Genomic DNA, 17,368 nt, shown 5'->3' on the forward strand with positions numbered 1-17,368 from the left:
CCCCACCTCTCGTTCTCTGCGGTTCCGGCGTCGCCACTCGCGGGTCGATTCGAGCGACGAGCGACCGCCCGCCGTACTACTTCAGCGAGAGCGTTCGCGTCTCGATAGCGCCGCAACTCGGACAGACGCGCCGGTAGAACACGCTCGACCCGGTCGTCTTGGCCGACCACTCGCCGTCGTCGTCGGTGAAGCCGCACTTCGAACAGGTGAGGTCGGCCTCGCTGTATCGCTCTCGTAACCGGTCCAACGCGGTCGTCCCTCTCGGGGTTCCCCGTATTGACATGAGGTAACATACATCACTATCATGTTTAATTGTGTCGGGTGGTTTCACACCGGCCAGTGGTGATTCTTGCGGAATCCAAAATTCTGTGAGCGAATCGCTTCGCGTTCGTTCCGCGCGACGGCCGCGACAGCGCGGCCGCTCGCCGGGAGAAACCGAGTGCGGGGGGTGCCCGCGAGAACGTCCCTTACTCCTCGTCGGCGTCGGCGGCCGCGAACAGCTCGTCCACGGCCTCCTGCGCCGTCAACGCCGCCTCTTCGGCGACCGCCTCCGCGTCGTCGGCGTCGTCGGGCGCGTTGACGTACACGTCAACGTCGAGGACGCCGTCTTCGAACGTCACGGTGACGTCGAAGTCCTTGACGCGAGACTGCTTGAAGCGGGCGAAGATGAGGCCTTCAGCCGCCTCCGCGGCGGTCTCGACCACTTCTTCGTCCGTCGGCTGTGGCATTTACGCGCCGCCGGGGCCCATCGGACCCGCGCCGCCCGCGCCGCCCTGGAGCATCTGCTGGAGTTCTTCCTGCAGGCTCTCGAACTTCTCCTGCACGCGCGTCTCCTGCTTCGTGAGCTGTTCGACGCGCACTTCGAGGTTCTCGACCTTCTCTTCGAGGTCGTCTTTGGCCGACTCGTAGTCGGTCTCGATGAGGAGTTCGCCGACCTCGCGGTACATCTTCGAGTCACCGTCAATCTCTTCGAGCGTGGTGAGCGCCGTCTGCGCCTCGTTGAGCGCCGTCTCGGAGGACTGCTTCTGCTCGGAGACGTTCTGGGCGGTCTCCTGAAGGTTCTGCAGTTCTTCGAGCTTCTCCTGGGCTTCCGGCGGTAGACTTCCCTGCATACCCGAACCGACGGGACGCCGGCCCTAAAACACCCGCGGTCTCCTACGCGGACTCCGACAGCGCGCTCCCCGCCGAAGCGACGCGCTCTGCGGTCTCTACGAGGCGTATCCACGAGTTCACGCCCGCTCGGAGCGCGACGAGGTCGCCGGCCTCGACGGTGACGACGACGGTCCGCCCCTCGCGGGCGACGCGCGCACCGGACCGAGCGTCGTCTATCTTACCCGTTTCGACGGCGACGCTTCGCTCGACGACGCGCGCGCGCCGCTCGGTAGAATAGTCGAATTCGAGCGAAGCGCTGTGCGCTGGGCGCACGCTACTCGACGGCGACTTCTTTGACGTTGGGCGACCGCTCTTTCAGCAGGACGCGGTGGCCGCAGTACGGACAGCGGACGCCACCGAACTCGTCCAGTTCGACATCGCGCTTGCACCGGGAACACTTGTAGCTCATTGTGAGATGGAAAGCGTCGAGGCTACTTGGGAGTTATTCGTCCTCGCCGGTGAGCGCGGCGCGGATGGAGCGGCGGACCTGCTTGCCGGCGGGGGTCTGCGGGCGGTAGGTGCCGCCGGTGAAAACCTCGCCGGTCTCCTCGTTTTTCCAGACGCCGGTTTCGACGCGAGTGACGTCGTCGCCGTCGACTTTGGAGTTGCGCATCTCTGCTTCGATTTCCTTGACGCGGCGTCGAGCGACGCGGCCGTACCGCGCGCCGAAGCGCCCGGAACTACCGACGGATCGTGCCTTGTTGTCGGCCATAGTACCGCGAACTACCTCGCCGGTATGGATAAACCCTACGAGTCGTCTCGGGACCTGACGGGCCTAGACACCGCTTTGTCGCCGGCGCGCGTACGGGAGGACATGACACAACACGTGGTGGTGGGGGCCGGTCCCGTCGGACTCGCGGTGATAGAACAGCTCCGAGAACGCGGGGAGGACGTGGCCGCGGTGACCCGCCACGAACCCGACTTCCTCCCCGAAGGCGTCGAGAGCCGCCTCGCCGACGTGCTTTATCCCGACCGCGCCGTCGCCGCGTTCGCGGACGCGGATGTCGTCTACCACTGCGCCAAACCGCCGTACGACGACTGGCCCGAACTGTTCCCCGACCTCACCCGCGGCATCGTCGCGGGGGCCGAAGCCGCCGGCGCGCGCCTCGTCGTCGCCGAGAACCTCTACATGTACGGCCCGGTGCAAGTGCGGCTCACCGAGGACCTCCCCTATGCCGCGACCGGCCCGAAGGGACAGACCAGAGCCGAGTGCGCCGACATCGTCCTCGACGCCCACGAGGCGGGCCGCGTCGAGGCGACCATCGGCCGCGCCAGCGACTTCTTCGGTCCGCGCGTCCGCGAGTCGGTCGTCGGCGAGCAGGTGTTCGGAGCCGCCGTCGCCGGCAAGCGCGCCAAGGTGTTCGGCGACCCGCGACTCGCCCACACCTACACCTACGTCCCCGACTTCGCGCGGGCGCTCGTCCTCCTCGGCGAGCGCGACGAGGCGCTCGGCGAGGTCTGGCACGTCCCGAACCCCGAGACGGTGTCGACGCGCCGCTTCGTCGACCTCGTCTACGAGGCCGCCGACGTCGACCCCGGCTTCCCGCGCATCATCGCCGCGCCGGGGCTCGCGCTGACCCTCGGCGGCTACCTGAGCGCACCGCTGAAAGAGCTCTCGGAGATGCGGTACGCCTTCGAGGAGCCGTACGTCGTCCGCGACGCGAAGTTCCGCGAGGCGTTCGGCGACGCCGTCGAACCGACCCCCCTGCGAGACGCCATCGCCGAGACGGTCGCGTGGTACGAATCACAGGGGGAGGCGGGCGAGACGGAGCCGATTCACATCGAGACGGCCCCGGAGGGCGCGACCGAGTCGGCCTGAGTCGGTCGTCCGACGCTCCTTTCTTCGCTACTCGCCTTGTAACCCGTCTTCGCGCAACGCCTCGTTCAGGTCGTCGCGGACGCGCTCGCCCGTCTCTCGGTTCATCGCCGTCGTGACGATGCGGTTTTCTTGGACGCTCGACCCGTCTCGCAGGAGGAGCCTGACGTTCCCGTTGTCGTCGGCGCGGGTGACCTTCGCCCGGAGCCCCGTCCGCGACCCGGTGCCGCCGGCGTCGATGGGGCCGGGGATGACCTTCTTGACGTGCGGGTGGCCGGCGACGACGCCGATTGCCCGGCGACCCCGCCGCCCGCCGATGAGCGTGCTGTGGCTCCCGCCCAGTTTCTCCGCGGGCGGGATATCGACGACTTCGAGCGTCCGCTCGCCGCGGGTGTCGAGGACGCGCTGGACGGGGTCGTCGTCGGAGACGCGGTAGAACTCGTGGTGGAGTTGCGCGCGCGTCTCGCGAAGCGGCGCGCGCGCACCCGCGGCGTACACGGTTTCGGGGCGCTTGCGCCGAATCTCGTCGGCGACGAGGCCGGCGAAGTTCCGGAGCTGGACCACCTTCGTCTCGTCGTCCGACTCGGGTATCGTCGTGACCGTCGTCTCGCCGAGCACGTCTTCTTCGTCGAGGAACGTCAGCGTCGCGCGGTCGGCCTCGAAGACGGCCACGACGGCGTCGCAGTTGGCGGTGTTGCAGGTGAGACAGTAGTCTCCCGGCTTCTCTAACGGGTTTCCACACCGCCGACAGTGCATATCGACGTGTCGGGCGTGCGCGTACAAAAGGTCGTTTATGCGGGTCGGGGCGGGCGCGCCGCGGCTCCCGGCGCGCGACGCGCCCGGCGAAACATATTCGTCCCCGTGTCCGAGAGACCACTCCGTATGCGCCGCCGCGCCCTTCTCGCGTCGCTGTCGCCGCTCGCGCTCGCCGGTCTCGTCGGACTGGTCGCGCTCGCGGCCGACCCCGAGACGACCGTCCGCCTCGCGACGCAACTGGGCCAGTCGGCGCTCGACACGGGCCGCGGGGTCGCCTCGTATCTCGGCCGGGCCGCGCCGCTTTCGACCGCGCTGTTCGCCGCCTTCGCGTGGGTCGCCGCCGGGAGCTTCCGCGCCTTCGTCGCCCACCGCGACCCCGCGGACACGCGGACGACCGCCGAAATCGCGTTCGCGCTCGTCGCCTCGGCGACCGTCCCGCTCGTGGTCGTCTTCGCGCGCGACCGGCCGGTCGTCGTCGCCGGCGCGGGCGTCGCGCTCCTCGCCGCCGCGGGTGCGGTCTTCGCCGGCCGCTCGAACGCCGAGGGCGTCGTCACCGGGTCGCTGTACGCGATGGCTCCCGTGGCCCTCGCCAGTGTCGTCGCGGCGCTCGTCGCCGGGCCCGCGGTCGCCCGGACCGCCACGCTGGCGCTCCCGCTGGCCGTCGGCTACGCCCTCGGCGTCGCCAGCGCCCGCGGCCGGTTCCGCCTCGGCGCGGCGGTCTCGGCGCTCGCGTTCGCCGTCCCCGCGTGGTCGTACTTCCCGCCGGCCGCGGAGGCCGCCGGCTTCGACCCGGTGGCCGTCGGCCTCGCGGTCGGCTTCGCGGTCGCCGCGACGCTTCTCTCGCTTCCCTTCGCGGCCATCGGCTACGCGACCACGCGCACCGCGGACGCGACGCGGCAGGCGGGAGCCAGTCCCGCCGCGAACGCCGTAGAACAGTAGGCCCGCGTCTCGGTTCGATTGTGAGTTCGCGTCTCGGTTCGATTGTGAGTTCGCGTCTCGGTTCGATTCTCAGAGGTCGAGCGGTCCGGCCTTCAGGTACTCGCGCATCACGGCCGTCGCGTACGAGCCGTGGGGGAGCGCGAAGTCGAAGACGAGGTCGTCGCCAGCGCCGTCGGCGTCGTCGGCGTCGTCGGCGTCGCCGCTCTCGCGGTCCACGTCGAGGTCGGTGCGGACGAGAATCGCCCGGCGCGTCCCGGTCGACCGGAAGTTGCCGGGGAGGTCGAAGTCGCCCGGTTCGAGGTCGAGGTCGTCGAGGACGGCCCGCTCGATGTCGCCCTGTTCGCCCTCGGCGAGTTCGGTGTCCGTGCCGACGAGCGGGGCCGTGACGAACGCGCGGCCGCGCTCGATGTGGCGGCTCATGACGTCGACCCGGCGGCCCGTCGCGGTCTGAAGCCGGCTCACGTCGGGGAGTTCCAGTCCCTCGGGCGCGTCGCGGTCGGCGAAGCAGACCACGTCGCCCTCGACGGGTTCGTCGAACGGGAGACCGCGGTCGAGGCGCTCCGAGAGCATCCGGTTGAACGCGTAGGACTGCGCGGCGTTGACGAACAGCCGCTGGAGGTTCGAAGGGACCGATTCGAGCGCGTTGCGCCAGTCCTCGTCGGTCTCCGCGCCGTCCTCGGCGAGTCGGTGGAGCATCCCTCGCTCGTAGCCGAGATAGCCCGGAATCGCGTCGAGCGCGCGGTGCCAGTCGGGGTCGGCCGACGCGGCTTCCTCGCCGACGACGGCGCGGCCCTCCTGTGTCTCCTCGGGTTCGTCCTCGGTCGGGCCGCCGCAGTACGCCAACACGGCCTCGCGCCACTCGCCGCGGACGACGTGGAGGCCGACTTTGTGCGTGATGGGGCGGATACTGCCGAACCGCTGGTGGCCGAAGAAGTTCGGGACGCCGACGCGGCCCTCGCGGCCGCCGAAGTCGGCGAGGGCGTCGGTGACGGCCGCGGCGTTGTCGGGGTTCTCGGGGTCGCGGACGCGGATGCGGAAGCCGTTGCCCGCGAGGTCGCCGAAGTCGAGCGTGCGGCCGAGCCGACCGACCACCTCGATGTCGGCGTTCGGAATCTCGGGCACGTCGGCGGCGTCGCCGCCGTTGACGGTGAAAAGCTGGGTCGTCACGGCGTGTTTGTCCTTCGTGCCGGCCCACGAGACGCGCTCTCTGCTCGCGTCGAGTTCGTCAGAGAGCCGCCCCGCGAAGTCGTTGGTGTCCCAGCCGCGGAGGGTGACGCGGAGCACGAGGTTCGGGAAGTCGCCGGTCGGCGCGTCCGGCGGGCGGACGTTCAGCGAGTCGAGTTCGAGTTCGCGCACGCGGAAGTCCTCGGGGGCGACGCGAAGGCGGCCGCCGACGCCGTCGGCGTCGCTCACGTAGCTGTCGATGCCGACCGCGCGCTCAAGCGGGTGTGCCTCGCGCATCAGTACAGCGAGAGGTCGCCGGTCACGCGGTCGACCGATTCGTCGTCGGCGGGGCCGACCGCCAGCGCCGTCACCGTGCCGGGGTCGAGTTGCGTGTGCCCCGCGTCGCGGATGATGGCGTGGGGGATGCCCGCCCGCTCGGCCTTGTCGGCGAGTGCGAACAGCTCGGACTCGCCGTTGGCCTTGAGGACGACTTTCTTCTGTCCGCCGCCCTTCCAGCGCTTCCGGGTCTGCGAGTCGGTGTCCTCGTAGGCGGACAGCGAGGCGTGGGCGACCTGCGCGGCGAGCTTTCCCCGGCCCATGCCGAGGTCGGCGCGTGCGACGATGGCCTGTTTCATGCCCGCTACTCCCCGCCGACGCGGTAAATGTCCTCCCATCGCGGGCGTCGCGCCGGCGGGCAGAAGGCATTTCCCCGACATCTCCGTGGTTCGACCGATGGCAGGTCCCCGAACGCCCCTCCGCAAGCCGCGCGAGTACTTCGCGTCGCGGCCGCGACCGCTCGACACCCGGCGGGCGCTCGCCGTCGTCGCGCTCGTGACGCTCGTCGTCGCGGCCGCCACCGGGAGCATCCTCGTCACGTTCACTCAACAGCTCGACCAGCGGGTCAGCGTCGACAACCCCGCACACGCCCCCGAGATGATGTGCGACAACTACGAAGAGGGCGGCCCGTTCGCCGACATGGACGCGCCCGCGGGCTGTGACCCGTCGGTGCCCGAACAGCTCGACGAGCGCCTCGGCGACCTCGTCTGGCAGGAAATCTCGTGGGTCCCGTGGGCGATGCTCGTCGGCGTGCCGCTGTTCTGGCTGTTCGAGGCGGCGATGCTCCACCTCGGCACGTCGCTCGTCGGCGGCGAGGGCGACTTCACCGAGACGCTGACGGTCGCCGCGTGGGGAATGGTCCCAAGCGCGGCCCGCGCCCTCGCACTCGCCGGCTACCTCGCCTACGCCCTCCCGCGAATCGACCTCCCGTCGACGCCCGACGCCGCGGTCGCCGCGATGCAGTCGGCGCTCTCCGGATTCGGCCTCGTCAGCGGGGCCGTCGTGGTCGTCACGGTCGCGTGGGCGACGTACGTCCGGACCTACGGGATGGCCCGCGCCCGCGACCTCGACGTCGGGTCGGCCGCGGTCGTCACCGTCGGCCTGAGCCTCGTCGGCCTCCTGTTCGAACTCCTCTGAGCCGCGCCGAGAAGGTGGATTTACTTGTCCGCGACGCGCTCCCTTCGAGTATGATACTCTCCGACTCGGACATCCTCTCTCGCCTCGCCGAGGGTGACCTCGTGGTCGACCCGATAGACGACGTGGACATGCAGGTCCAGCCCGCGAGCGTCGACCTCCGTCTCGGCACCGAATTCCTGGAGTTCCAGCGCACGAACATCTCCTGTATCCACCCGAACCGCGAGAGCGAGGTCTCCGAGTACGTCCGCGAGACGCACGTCCCGGAGGGCGACGACTTCATCCTCCACCCCGGCGACTTCGTCCTCGGCACGACCAAAGAGCGCGTGGAGATTCCCGCCGACCTGCTGGCGACCGTCGAGGGCCGGTCGTCGCTCGGCCGCCTCGCGGTCGTCATCCACGCCACCGCCGGCATCGTCGACCCCGGCTACGAGGGCCAAATCACGCTCGAACTGTCGAACCTCGGCACCGCGCCGGTCGCGCTCACGCCCGGCATGCGCATCTCACAGCTCGTGTTCACGGAGATGAAGTCGCCCGCCGACCGCCCCTACGGGGTCGAACGCGGCTCGAAGTATCAGGGCCAGCGCGGGCCGCAGGCGTCGCGGCTCAGCTCCGACCCCGAGTTCGGTGGCGACGAATGAAGTTCATCGAGGAAATCGTCGTGGACGCGTTCCTCCCGACGTTCCGCGCGCTCCTCGCGGAGGACCTCCGCGACCGCGGGTTCACCCAGTCGGAGGTCGCAGAGGCGCTCGGCATCAGCCAGAGCGCCGTCTCGAAGTACGCCCACGGCGAGGTCGCCACGAACGAGCGGGTCGCAGACGACCCTCGCGTCGTCGACCTCGTCTCCCGCGTCGGCGACGGCCTCGCCACCGGCGACATGACGCCCGTGCAGGCGCTCGTCGAGGCCGAGGTCCTCATCCGCCAACTCGAAGAGGGCGACTTGCTTTCGGACCTCCACGAAGAGGGGATGCCCGAACTCGCCTCCCACGACGGCTTCCGGAGCATCCACGACCCCGAGGGCCGGCTCCGAACCGTCGAGCAGGTCCGCTCGTCGGTCCGCCGCGGCCTCCGCATGCTCACGAACACCTCCGGCTTCGCGGGGCTCATCCCGAACGTCGGCTCCAACCTCGTGGAGTCGCTCCCTGACGCCGACAGCGTCGACGACGTGGCCGCCATCCCCGGCCGCATCTTCGACGTGAAGGGGCAGGCGACCGTCCCCGGCGAACCCGAGTTCGGCGTCAGCGGCCACGTCGCGGGCGTCCTGCTTTCGGCCCGCGCCGCCGGTGCCGACGTGAACGCCGCGCTCAACATCGTCTACGACGCGGGCGTCATCGAGGACCTCGAAGCCGCGGGCTACGAGTGCATCGAGTTCGACCCCGACGCGCCGACCGACCCGGTCCGCGAACTCCTCGCCGGCCGAGACCTCCCGGAGACGTTCGTCGTCTACCAGAGCGGCGGCTACGGCATCGAACCCATCACGTACATCCTCGGCCCCGACGCGCCCGCCGTCGCCGACGTGGTCCGCGTCCTGCTCTGAGGCACCCGTCCCATGACAGCCGAACAGTCCCGTTCCCGTTCCCGCCCTCGTTCCGGCTCTCGCTCGCCGTCGTCTGTCGCCCAGTCGTTCTACACCCGCTGGGCGACCCTCTACGACGCGCTCGCCCGCCGTGCGCCCGGCGTCGGAAGCGTCAGAACCGAAGCCGCCGACGCGCTCGCGCTCTCTCCGGGCGAGACGGTCGTCGAGATGGGATGCGGAACGGGCGCGAACCTCCCGTACCTCGCCGAGCGCGTCGGTCCCGCGGGGACCGTCGTCGGCGTCGATTTCTCTCCGGGTGTCCTCGACGTGGCCCGCGAGCGGACCCGCGAGTACCCGAACGTCCACCTCGTCCGCGCCGACGCGACCCGACCGCCGGTCCGACCGAACGACGCCGCCGGCGTCCCCGACGCCCCGGACGCCGTCCTCGCCACGTTCGTCTCGGGGATGTTCGACGACCCCGGGGCCGCGGTCTCGTCGTGGGCCGACCTCGTCGGGCCGGGCGGTCGGCTCTGTCTCGTCGACCTCGCGGAGACGACCGACCCGCGCTGGCGACCGCTCAATCCGGCGTTTCGGGCGCTCGTCCGCGTTACCGCGCCGCCGGGGTCGCGCACGATGCGCGCGTCGCCGACGAAGATGCTGAACCGGCGGCTCGTCGCGGCCCACCGGGCGCTCGAATCGCGGTGTCGGGTGACTCACGAGACGACCCACGCGCTCGGCTTCGCTCGGGTTCGTGCGGGCGCGGTGGAGTAGCAATCGCCGTCGTGCGGTCCGACCGGCCGACAGAAGCGATATGTCGCCCCGCTGTCGACGGGTGGTATGGCCTCGTTCCTCGCGGAGCTTCTCGGCGCGCCCTTCAACGCGTTTCACCTCTTGTTCTTGGGGCTCGTCGGCTACTGGGTGTCTCTCGACGCCGCCGAGCGGGGGAGCAACGCGAGTCTCCTGTGGGCGCTCGGCTGTGTCGTCTTCGAACCGCTCGTCGTCGGGTATCTGCTCTACCGGAGCCGTATCGGCGGGCGGACTGAGCCCGCGGGCGTTCAGGAGCGGCTCGTCGGCAGTTTCGTTATCGGTCACTTCGTCGCGGCGCGGCTCTGGTTCGCATTGCGACTCCTCGACGTAATCGCGTCGGTGGCGTACCCGCCGGTCGTCGAGTTGCAGTACTATCTCGCGTTGCTCGCCGTCGGTGTCGTCCCCGGCTTTCTGCTCGTGTGGAACCGTGGGTGGGCGCGACTCAGGCGAACGCTCGGCTGGGTTCACGAGCAGGAACGCGAGGGAATCTAGTAACGGAAAACGGGTCGGGAGCGACCCAGAACGAGTGTCAGAGGCGTCGGGGGAGCCGACAATCGGACCGTCGGGAGACGGTCAGTCGTCGGCCGGAGCGGGACCGGAGATGCTCACCTCGGGCGCGTCGCGGCCGAGTTCGTCGAGACAGGACTGCGCCGCCTGTCGCCCGGACAGCAACATCGCGCCGAACGTCGGGCCCATCCGCGGCAGGTGGTGGGCGGTGGCGACGGCCATGCCGGAGGCGACGACGCCGGGGTGGACGACGCCAGTCGCGTCCACGATGCTGTCTTCGCTCTCTGCGACCCACATCGAGTCGTGGCCGGGGGAGTCGTGGCCGGGCGCGCCGTACTCGCCGTCGGCGGTCTTGTCCATGCCCGTGTTGTGTTCCTTGGCGTGTTCGATGCCGTCGACGTCGAGGACGCCGCGCTCGGAGAGCTTCGAGAGGACGACGGCGTCGTGGCCGGTCGCGTCGAGGACGAGGCCGGACTCGACCGCGATGGGGTCGACGCAGGTGAGTTCGCGCGGGAGCGCGTGGACCGGCGTCCAGTTCATGACGATGCCGCCGACGCGGTCGCCCTCGCGGAGGACGACGTCGGTGAACTCCGTCATGTTCTGGATCTTCGCGCCGGCGTCGCAGGCGGCCTTGATGAGCGCGGAACAGGCGTGCGGGCCGTCGGCGACGTACAGCCCCTCGGCCTCGTCGCTCTCCTCGTAGGGGACGCCGAGTTCGTCGAGGACGCGCTGGGCCGGGTCGCGGACGGTCACCTTGTTCATGAGGAAGCCGCCCAGCCAGAAGCCGCCGCCGAGGTAGTTGTTCTTCTCCACGATGGTCACCTCGACGCCGCGCTCGGCGAGTTCCTTGGCCGCGACGAGCCCGGAGGGGCCGCCGCCGACGACGATGACCTCGGTGTCGGTGCGCTCGCGGAACTCCTCCATCCACGAGTCCGAGATCGCGCGCGTGACCTGTGCTTCTGTCGCGTCGGTGAATCCGTCGAACGACATACTACCTAGTGATACAACCTAGTAGTAAAACCTGGTGGTCGCGGTCGCGGCGACCTAGATATATCACGTTCTATTGTGTATGTTACTGTCATGGCGTACGTAGTCAAGATGCCCAAGCTTGGGTTAGAGATGAAGTCCGGCGAGCTCTCGGCGTGGCTCGTCTCGGAGGGCGACGAGGTCACCGAGGGCGAGCCAATCGCCGAAATCGAGTCGGAGAAGACGACCGCGGAGATTGACGCCAAGGAAGACGGCGTTCTGCGGCGCGTCGTGCTCGCCGAGGGCGAGTCGACAGCGCCCGGCGGCGCGCTGGCCATCGTCGCCGGGGCGGACGAGGACATCTCCGGGTTGGAGGCGGACGCGGGCGTCGGTGCGGGCGGCGACGAACCCGCCGCGACCGACGACTCCGCGGCGGACTCGGGCGCGGCCGAGGCGACCGAGACGGCGGCGGCGACGGGGGACGCCTCGTCGGTCACGAAGCAACGCCCGAGCGGATCGGATGGCCCGTCGGGGAACGGCGAGGTCCGCGCGTCGCCGCGCGCGAAGCGACTCGCGGACGACCTCGGGGTCGACCTCACGACCGTCGAGGGCTCCGGGCCGCAGGGCGCAATCACCGAAAGCGACGTGGAAGCCGCGGCGGACTCGGGCGCGGCCGCCGAGGCCGACGACTCCGGGGCGGCCGCCGACACGGCGGACAAGCGCGTGTTCGCTCCGCCGAGCGCCCGCCGCCTCGCCCGCGAACTCGGCGTCGACATCGGGGCCGTCGAGGGGACGGGACAGAACGGTCGCATCACCGAGTCCGACGTGCGGGCGGCGGGCGGCGCGAGCGCGGCGGCAACCGACTCCGCGGCGGCCGCCGGGGCCGAGGCGACCGCCGCGAGCGAACCGGTCGAGACCGAACGCCCGCTGTCGGGGATGCGCCGCACCATCGCCGACCGCCTCGGCGAGAGCTACCGCGAGGCGGTCCACGTCACGGTCGACCGCCGCGCCGACGCGGAGGAACTGCTCGCCGCGGCGAACGCCGCCGACGACGCCCTCGGCGTGGACGTGTCGATAACGGACGTCCTACTCCTCGCGCTCTCGGCGTCGCTCGACGAACACCCCGAGTTCAACGCGACCTTCGAAGACGGCGTCCACAGGCTCCACGGGGAACACAACGTCTGCATCGCGGTCGATATCGACGAGGGACTCATCGCGCCGGTCGTCCGCGACGTCGCCTCGCTGTCGCTCGCCGAACTCGCCGAGACCCGCGCCGAGGTCACCCAGCGGGCGCTGTCGGGCGACTTCACGATGGACGACCTCTCGGGTGGCACGTTCACCGTCTCGAACCTCGGCGTCCTCGGCGTCGAGTCGTTCGACCCGGTCATCAACCCGCCGCAGGTCGCCATCCTCGGCGTCAACACGATTCGCCGGGAGGCCGTGCCGACCGACGACGGCGACGTGGCCGTCCGCCGGGTCATCTCCTTTTCGCTGTCGTTCGACCACCGCATCGTCGACGGGGCGGACGCCGCCCGCATGCTCGGCACGCTCGTCGAACACGTCGAGAACCCGTGGTCGCTCGTCATCGCCGCCGGCGGTCGGTGAAAAAATCGCAGGTCGAACAACCGCAAGTCGAACCGGTCGGGCGGGCCGAACCGACTCGGCCCCGCCGTCTCACCCGAGCCTGAAGCGCCCGTCGTCGGCCGCCCGTTCGAGGACCGCCTCGACGTCGACCAGTCGCGGGCCGTCTGTCACCGGGCGGAGGCGGACGGTCCCGTTTCGCACCTCGTGTTCCCGCTCGCCGTCGACGCTTATCACCCCGCGGTCGACCTCGAACGCGTAGTCCTCGCCGTCGTCGAGGACGCGATGTTCGACCACGTCGACCGTCGAGAGGCGTCCGGGGACGGTAATCGCTCTGACCGCCGTCGCCGGGCCGGTCGCCGCGTCCGCCGCATCCGGCGCGTCTGTCCCGTCACCCCCGTCACGGGCCAGTCGGAAGCCGACGCCGCCGGGTTCGTCCGGTCTGTGCGTGACGAGACCGCCGGCGATGCCCGACAGTCCGATTTCCGCGGGCGACGACCGCGAGACGACGCCGCCGACGATGTCGCTCGGGTCGAGAATCGCCCGCGTGCCGACGAAGGGGCGGTCGAGGACGCCGACGGTGGCGAGGCCGCGGATGACCGTCGTCTCCTCGGACCGGACGACGTCGACCTCGACGGTCCCGTGGCGCGTCGTCGCCGCCGCCGCGGAGACGGCCCCGCTTCCGACAAGCGCGGCGGCCGCGCCCGCGACGGTGCCGTCGACGGGCGTCGGGACGACGTTGTTCGTCCCCGTCGAGATGCTCACGACCGGCACGTCGCCGATGGTCTGGGCCACGTCCCGCGTCGTGCCGTCGCCGCCGAGGACGACGACGGCGTCGGCGTGGTCCGCGAAGTGGGCCGCGGCCGCTCGGCTGTCCCGTCCCGACGCGGTGACCGTCATCTCCACGAACTCGACGTCGACGTCGGCAGGCGCGTCGTCGACGATGCGGTCGGCGAGGCCCGTGCTGTCGGGCATGACCAGCACCTCCACGTCGTCGACGAGCGTCAGCCCGGCGAGGACACAGCCCGCGGTGCGGCGTTTCGCGTAGTTGTTACTGACGCTCGCGCCGCCGGTGAGCCGGCGGATGTCGCGGCCGGCGGCGGGGTTGACGACGAGCCCGATAGTGGTCGTCACTTACACGATGCGGTTGATTGCGGCTTCCACGTCGGAGCCGTGTGGGAGCACCTCCGCTTCGAGCGCGGGGCTGAAGGGGATGTGGACGTCGGCGACGCCGACCCGCTGGATGGGCGCGTCGAGGCTGTAGAACGCGTTCTCCATGACGCGCGTCGCCACCTCGGCGTGGGTCCCGTACGACAGCGGGCTCTCGTCGGCGATGACGAGGCGGCCGGTCTTCTTGACGCTCTCGACCAGCGTCTCGGTGTCCATCGGGTACAGCGACCGGAGGTCGACGACCTCGACGCTCGTCTGTCCCGCGAGCTCCTCGGCGAGTTCGAGCGACTCGCCGACCATGCGCTGGGTGGCGACGACGGTCACGTCCTCGCCCTCGCGCTCGACGCTCGCGGTGCCGATTGGGATGGTGAAGTCGTCGTCGAGCGGTACCTCGCCCTTCTGTTCGTATATCTGCTTGTTCTCGAAGACGATGACCGGGTCGTCCGACCGGATGGCCGACTTCAGGAGCCCCTTGGCGGACGCGGGGGTCGCGGGCGCGACGGCCATCACGCCGGGGAAGTGGGCGAACCACGTGTGAATCGTCCCGGAGTGCTGGCTGGCCGCGCCGCTCCCGCCGCCCTCTGTCGTTCGGACGGTGACGGGCATCTCCGTCTTGCCGCCGAACATGTAGCGGTTCTTCGCCATCTGGTTGATTATCTGCTCGGAGCAGACGCCGATGAAGTCCGAGAACATGATTTCGACGACCGGCCGCGTCCCGGTCGCCGCCGCGCCGACCGCCGCGCCCATGAAGCCGGCCTCGCTGATGGGCGTGTCGCGGACGCGCTCCTCGCCGAACTGCTCGACGAGGTCGCCCGTGACCTCGTAGACGCCGCCGAACGCGCCGACGTCCTCGCCCATGACGAACACGTCGTCGTCGCGTTCGAGCTCCTCGCGGAGGGCGAGTCGAATCGCCTCCCGGATGGTCATCTCCTCCGTCCGGTCCGGGCCGGTCCCGCTACTGGTCTCGGTGCTCATCGGTCCTCACCTCCGTCGGCCCGCATGCCGCTGGAGAAGTCGCTAATCTCCGGGACGGCCGCGTTGAACATGTCCTCGTACGCCTCGCTGGGGTCCGGGTACGCCGCGTCTTTCGCCTTCCCGACGGCGTCTTCGATCTGCTGGTCGATTTCGGCTTTCATCTCGTCGAACTCGTCTTCGGTTATCGTCCCCGCCTCTACGAGCCGTCGCTTGAACGTCTCGATGGCGTCGCGGTCCTTCCAGATCGCCACGTCCTCTTCGGTCCGGTACGGCTGTTGGTCGCCCTCGAAGTGGCCGTGGTACCGATACGTCTCGGCCTCGATGAACGTCGGCCCCTCGCCGTCGGCGGCCCGCTTGCGCGCCTCCTTGACGGCCTCGTAGACGGCGGTGATGTCCATCCCGTCGACGGTGAAGCCGGGGATGTTGTACGCCTCCGCGGTCTCGCTGAGGTTCTGGACGTTGTGCTGTTTCTCGACGGGCGTCGCCTCGCCGTACTGGTTGTTTTCGACGAGGAACACCGCAGGGAGGTTCCACGTCGCCGCGAGGTTGATGGCCTCGTGGACCTGTCCCTGTGCGACCGCGCCGTCGCCGAAGAACGCCAGCGCGACGGTGTCTTCGCCTTTCAGGTGCGATGTGAGCGCGGCACCCGTCGCCAGCGGTGGCCCCGCGCCGACGATGCCGTTCGCTCCGAGCATCCCCGCGTCGACGTCCGCGATGTGCATCGACCCGCCTTTGCCGTTACAGTAGCCGTTGGCCTTACCGTACAGTTCGGCCATCATCAGGTCCGGGTCGAGTCCCTTCGCGATACAGTGGCCGTGACCCCTGTGTGTGCTCGTGATGTAGTCGTCCGATTCGAGGGCCGAACACGCGCCGACCCCGACCGCTTCCTCACCGACGTAGAGGTGGACGAACCCGGGGAGTTCGCCGTCGCTGAATAGGTCGGCCGCCTTCGTGTCGAACGCCCGAATCGTGAGCATCCGGCGAAGCGCCTCGCGCTGTCCATCCTCCGTCTCGATGTCTAGTACCACCATGCGACGTACCAACAATTGCCATAATCTATGATGACTTTTACTCAACGTGGCAGTTCTCGATTCAGTCTCGCGAATCTGACTGTGTAATCGAGTAGCATGGGCGCGGCCCGTTTGTGATGGAAATCCCACATGTAGCGGCGACCGCGCGATGGCGACCCCGTTCGACGCCCGGTTACACCGATGTCGCCTCCCAACTTTTGGTGCTCACGTCCCAACGGACGGGCATGCAAGTACTCCAGGTCGTGGTCGCATGAACATGCTCTACGAGGGCGAGTGGCGAACCGACAAGTTCGTCGCCAACAACGAAGACGGCGAGTTCGAGCGCCAGACGACCGAATTCCGCAACTGGGTCGGCGAGGACGAGCGGTTCCCGGTCGAGGCCGGCCGGTACCACCTCTACATCTGCCGCGCGTGCCCGTGGGCCCACCGCACCGCGATGACGCGCGCGCTGAAGGGCCTCGAAAACGCGGTTTCGCTGTCGCTCGTCGAACCCGTCCGCATCGACGACGGCTGGGAGTTCTCCGAGGACCTCCCGGACCCGCTGTACGGCGAGGAGTTCCTCCGCGATATCTACCTCCGCGCCGACGACGAGTTCACCGGGCGCGTCACCGTGCCCGTGCTGTGGGACAAACAGCGCGAGACCATCGTCAACAACGAGTCCCGCGAAATCATGCGGATGCTCGACGAGGCGTTCGCCCCCCTCGCAGAGCACGACGTGGACCTCAACCCCGACGGCTACGAGGAGGAGGTCGACCGCCTCATCGACGAGATTTACGAGCCGGTCAACAACGGCGTCTACCGCGCCGGGTTCGCAACCACCCAAGAAGCCTACGAGGAGGCCGTCGAGGAGCTGTTCGACGCGCTGGACCACTGGGACGAGGTGCTCGACGACCAGCGGTTCCTCGCGGGCGACGTGCTCACCGAGGCGGACGTCGCGATGTTCGCGACGCTGATTCGCTTCGACCACGTCTACCACACTACCCCCATTACTTTGCCCAAAGTGTGCGACAATGTAACCGACCCACTCCGTGAGAAGTGGAAGCGAATTCGAGACTATGAGAACCTCTATGGCTATATGAGGGACGTTTACCAGATTGACGGAATCGCCAAGACAGTCAACATGGACCACATTGTGAGACACTACGGAAACGGTGCTTCACCACCCGGGTTCGGGCCGTATGATCTTGAGGAAGTGGATCTGCAGTTAGGGCAACCACATGGGCGTGATGAACTGAGTTCCAAGATCTTTGTCTAGCGATTGACCACAGGGGGGGGCTTGGGGTCATGTGGATCAGTCGTCGGACTCAGAAATCTGGTCGTGTGCTTTTGAAATTAATGTCTGGCTAAGTGACTCTGGTGAATTCCCTGATAGCCACTTGATTAGGACCGTCCCGTATGGTGTTAGCTCCCACTTCGCCTCACCGACCTCTGTTAGTAGTGGCCTTTCTATCCACACTATAGTAACAATTAGAAATAATTGCTCACATTTGGAACTGAAAGTTGTTCGAGGGCGGTGTC

General features: G+C 69.0%; 22 protein-coding genes. 9 read left to right on the forward strand and 13 right to left on the reverse strand.

Features of this window, described 5'->3' with window-relative positions:
* Nucleotides 1–76: 76 nt before the first annotated feature.
* The 6 genes from IEV64_RS08230 to IEV64_RS08255 all read right to left on the reverse strand — a co-directional run bounded on the left by IEV64_RS08230 (nt 77) and on the right by IEV64_RS08255 (nt 1,864).
* On the reverse strand, nt 77–283 hold the full coding sequence (locus IEV64_RS08230) for an HVO_0649 family zinc finger protein (protein WP_188423641.1): 207 nt from the start codon (nt 281–283) through the stop codon (nt 77–79).
* A gap of 184 nt (nt 284–467) precedes the next feature.
* Nucleotides 468–728, reverse strand: coding sequence for a DUF3194 domain-containing protein (locus IEV64_RS08235; protein WP_188423608.1), 261 nt, complete (start codon nt 726–728; stop codon nt 468–470).
* The gene (locus IEV64_RS08240) at nt 729–1,112 is read right to left on the reverse strand and encodes a prefoldin subunit beta (protein WP_007275749.1); all 384 of its coding nucleotides are present in this window, start codon (nt 1,110–1,112) and stop codon (nt 729–731) included.
* A 43-nt stretch (nt 1,113–1,155) separates the two neighbouring features.
* Complete coding sequence (locus IEV64_RS08245; RefSeq protein ID WP_188423609.1) at nt 1,156–1,425, reverse strand: KEOPS complex subunit Pcc1; 270 nt, start codon at nt 1,423–1,425, stop codon at nt 1,156–1,158.
* Nucleotide 1,426: 1 nt separating this feature from the next.
* Nucleotides 1,427–1,561 carry a DNA-directed RNA polymerase subunit P gene (locus IEV64_RS08250; protein ID WP_004044283.1) on the reverse strand — a complete coding sequence of 45 codons (135 nt, stop codon included), beginning with the start codon at nt 1,559–1,561 and terminating at the stop codon, nt 1,427–1,429.
* A gap of 33 nt (nt 1,562–1,594) precedes the next feature.
* Nucleotides 1,595–1,864, reverse strand: a complete 270-nt coding sequence (locus IEV64_RS08255) for an eL43 family ribosomal protein (RefSeq protein WP_007275747.1) — start codon at nt 1,862–1,864, stop codon at nt 1,595–1,597.
* 102 nt (nt 1,865–1,966) lie between these two features.
* Between IEV64_RS08255 and IEV64_RS08260 the strand changes: the two genes are divergently transcribed.
* Nucleotides 1,967–2,971 carry an NAD-dependent epimerase/dehydratase family protein gene (locus IEV64_RS08260; RefSeq protein ID WP_188423610.1) on the forward strand — a complete coding sequence of 335 codons (1,005 nt, stop codon included), beginning with the start codon at nt 1,967–1,969 and terminating at the stop codon, nt 2,969–2,971.
* 27 nt (nt 2,972–2,998) lie between these two features.
* On the opposite strand, the gene IEV64_RS08265 is transcribed toward IEV64_RS08260, so the two are convergent.
* Complete coding sequence (locus IEV64_RS08265; RefSeq protein WP_007275745.1) at nt 2,999–3,724, reverse strand: DUF2103 domain-containing protein; 726 nt, start codon at nt 3,722–3,724, stop codon at nt 2,999–3,001.
* A gap of 126 nt (nt 3,725–3,850) precedes the next feature.
* Here IEV64_RS08265 and IEV64_RS08270 point away from each other — a divergent pair, with 126 nt between their 5' ends.
* Nucleotides 3,851–4,663, forward strand: a complete 813-nt coding sequence (locus IEV64_RS08270; RefSeq protein ID WP_007275744.1) for a hypothetical protein — start codon at nt 3,851–3,853, stop codon at nt 4,661–4,663.
* A gap of 69 nt (nt 4,664–4,732) precedes the next feature.
* On the opposite strand, the gene truD is transcribed toward IEV64_RS08270, so the two are convergent.
* Together truD and pth2 are read right to left on the reverse strand one after the other, a co-directional pair.
* Nucleotides 4,733–6,124, reverse strand: a complete 1,392-nt coding sequence (truD, locus tag IEV64_RS08275; RefSeq protein WP_188423611.1) for a tRNA pseudouridine(13) synthase TruD — start codon at nt 6,122–6,124, stop codon at nt 4,733–4,735.
* On the reverse strand, nt 6,124–6,462 hold the full coding sequence (gene pth2 / locus IEV64_RS08280) for a peptidyl-tRNA hydrolase Pth2 (protein WP_188423612.1): 339 nt from the start codon (nt 6,460–6,462) through the stop codon (nt 6,124–6,126). The genes truD and pth2 overlap by 1 nt, the downstream gene beginning before the upstream one ends.
* A 97-nt stretch (nt 6,463–6,559) precedes the next feature.
* Here pth2 and IEV64_RS08285 point away from each other — a divergent pair, with 97 nt between their 5' ends.
* The 5 genes from IEV64_RS08285 to IEV64_RS08305 all read left to right on the forward strand — a co-directional run bounded on the left by IEV64_RS08285 (nt 6,560) and on the right by IEV64_RS08305 (nt 10,112).
* Nucleotides 6,560–7,300: a Yip1 family protein gene (locus IEV64_RS08285; protein WP_188423613.1), complete on the forward strand. Its 741-nt coding sequence runs from the start codon at nt 6,560–6,562 to the stop codon at nt 7,298–7,300.
* A gap of 50 nt (nt 7,301–7,350) precedes the next feature.
* Nucleotides 7,351–7,938: a dCTP deaminase gene (dcd, locus tag IEV64_RS08290; protein ID WP_004065038.1), complete on the forward strand. Its 588-nt coding sequence runs from the start codon at nt 7,351–7,353 to the stop codon at nt 7,936–7,938.
* Nucleotides 7,935–8,834 carry a thiamine-phosphate synthase family protein gene (locus IEV64_RS08295; RefSeq protein WP_007275740.1) on the forward strand — a complete coding sequence of 300 codons (900 nt, stop codon included), beginning with the start codon at nt 7,935–7,937 and terminating at the stop codon, nt 8,832–8,834. The genes dcd and IEV64_RS08295 overlap by 4 nt, the downstream gene beginning before the upstream one ends.
* Before the next feature lie 12 nt (nt 8,835–8,846).
* The gene (locus tag IEV64_RS08300; RefSeq protein ID WP_007275739.1) at nt 8,847–9,584 is read left to right on the forward strand and encodes a class I SAM-dependent methyltransferase; all 738 of its coding nucleotides are present in this window, start codon (nt 8,847–8,849) and stop codon (nt 9,582–9,584) included.
* Nucleotides 9,585–9,650: 66 nt separating this feature from the next.
* A complete protein-coding gene (locus IEV64_RS08305) occupies nt 9,651–10,112 on the forward strand; it encodes a hypothetical protein (protein WP_007275738.1) in 462 nt (153 codons plus the stop codon).
* Between the two features lie 81 nt (nt 10,113–10,193).
* On the opposite strand, the gene IEV64_RS08310 is transcribed toward IEV64_RS08305, so the two are convergent.
* A complete protein-coding gene (locus IEV64_RS08310; RefSeq protein WP_188423614.1) occupies nt 10,194–11,117 on the reverse strand; it encodes a sulfide-dependent adenosine diphosphate thiazole synthase in 924 nt (307 codons plus the stop codon).
* A 90-nt stretch (nt 11,118–11,207) separates the two neighbouring features.
* Here IEV64_RS08310 and IEV64_RS08315 point away from each other — a divergent pair, with 90 nt between their 5' ends.
* Nucleotides 11,208–12,698 carry a 2-oxo acid dehydrogenase subunit E2 gene (locus IEV64_RS08315; protein WP_049920612.1) on the forward strand — a complete coding sequence of 497 codons (1,491 nt, stop codon included), beginning with the start codon at nt 11,208–11,210 and terminating at the stop codon, nt 12,696–12,698.
* Between the two features lie 69 nt (nt 12,699–12,767).
* Here the strand turns inward: IEV64_RS08315 and IEV64_RS08320 are convergent, their stop codons facing one another.
* Genes IEV64_RS08320 through IEV64_RS08330 form a run of 3 tightly spaced genes read right to left on the reverse strand, consistent with a single transcriptional unit; the run spans nt 12,768 to nt 15,850 of the window.
* Nucleotides 12,768–13,808, reverse strand: a complete 1,041-nt coding sequence (locus tag IEV64_RS08320) for an NAD(+)/NADH kinase (RefSeq protein ID WP_188423615.1) — start codon at nt 13,806–13,808, stop codon at nt 12,768–12,770.
* Nucleotides 13,809–14,819, reverse strand: a complete 1,011-nt coding sequence (locus tag IEV64_RS08325) for an alpha-ketoacid dehydrogenase subunit beta (RefSeq protein WP_188423616.1) — start codon at nt 14,817–14,819, stop codon at nt 13,809–13,811.
* A complete protein-coding gene (locus IEV64_RS08330) occupies nt 14,816–15,850 on the reverse strand; it encodes a thiamine pyrophosphate-dependent dehydrogenase E1 component subunit alpha (protein ID WP_007275733.1) in 1,035 nt (344 codons plus the stop codon). Before IEV64_RS08330 ends, IEV64_RS08325 begins: the two co-directional genes overlap by 4 nt.
* Nucleotides 15,851–16,100: 250 nt before the next feature.
* Between IEV64_RS08330 and IEV64_RS08335 the strand changes: the two genes are divergently transcribed.
* Nucleotides 16,101–17,105 carry a glutathione S-transferase family protein gene (locus tag IEV64_RS08335; RefSeq protein WP_188423617.1) on the forward strand — a complete coding sequence of 335 codons (1,005 nt, stop codon included), beginning with the start codon at nt 16,101–16,103 and terminating at the stop codon, nt 17,103–17,105.
* Nucleotides 17,106–17,368 lie beyond the last annotated feature (263 nt).

Origin of the sequence: Haloferax sulfurifontis (genome assembly GCF_014635105.1) — an archaeon.
Classification (GTDB): Archaea; Halobacteriota; Halobacteria; order Halobacteriales; family Haloferacaceae; genus Haloferax; species Haloferax denitrificans.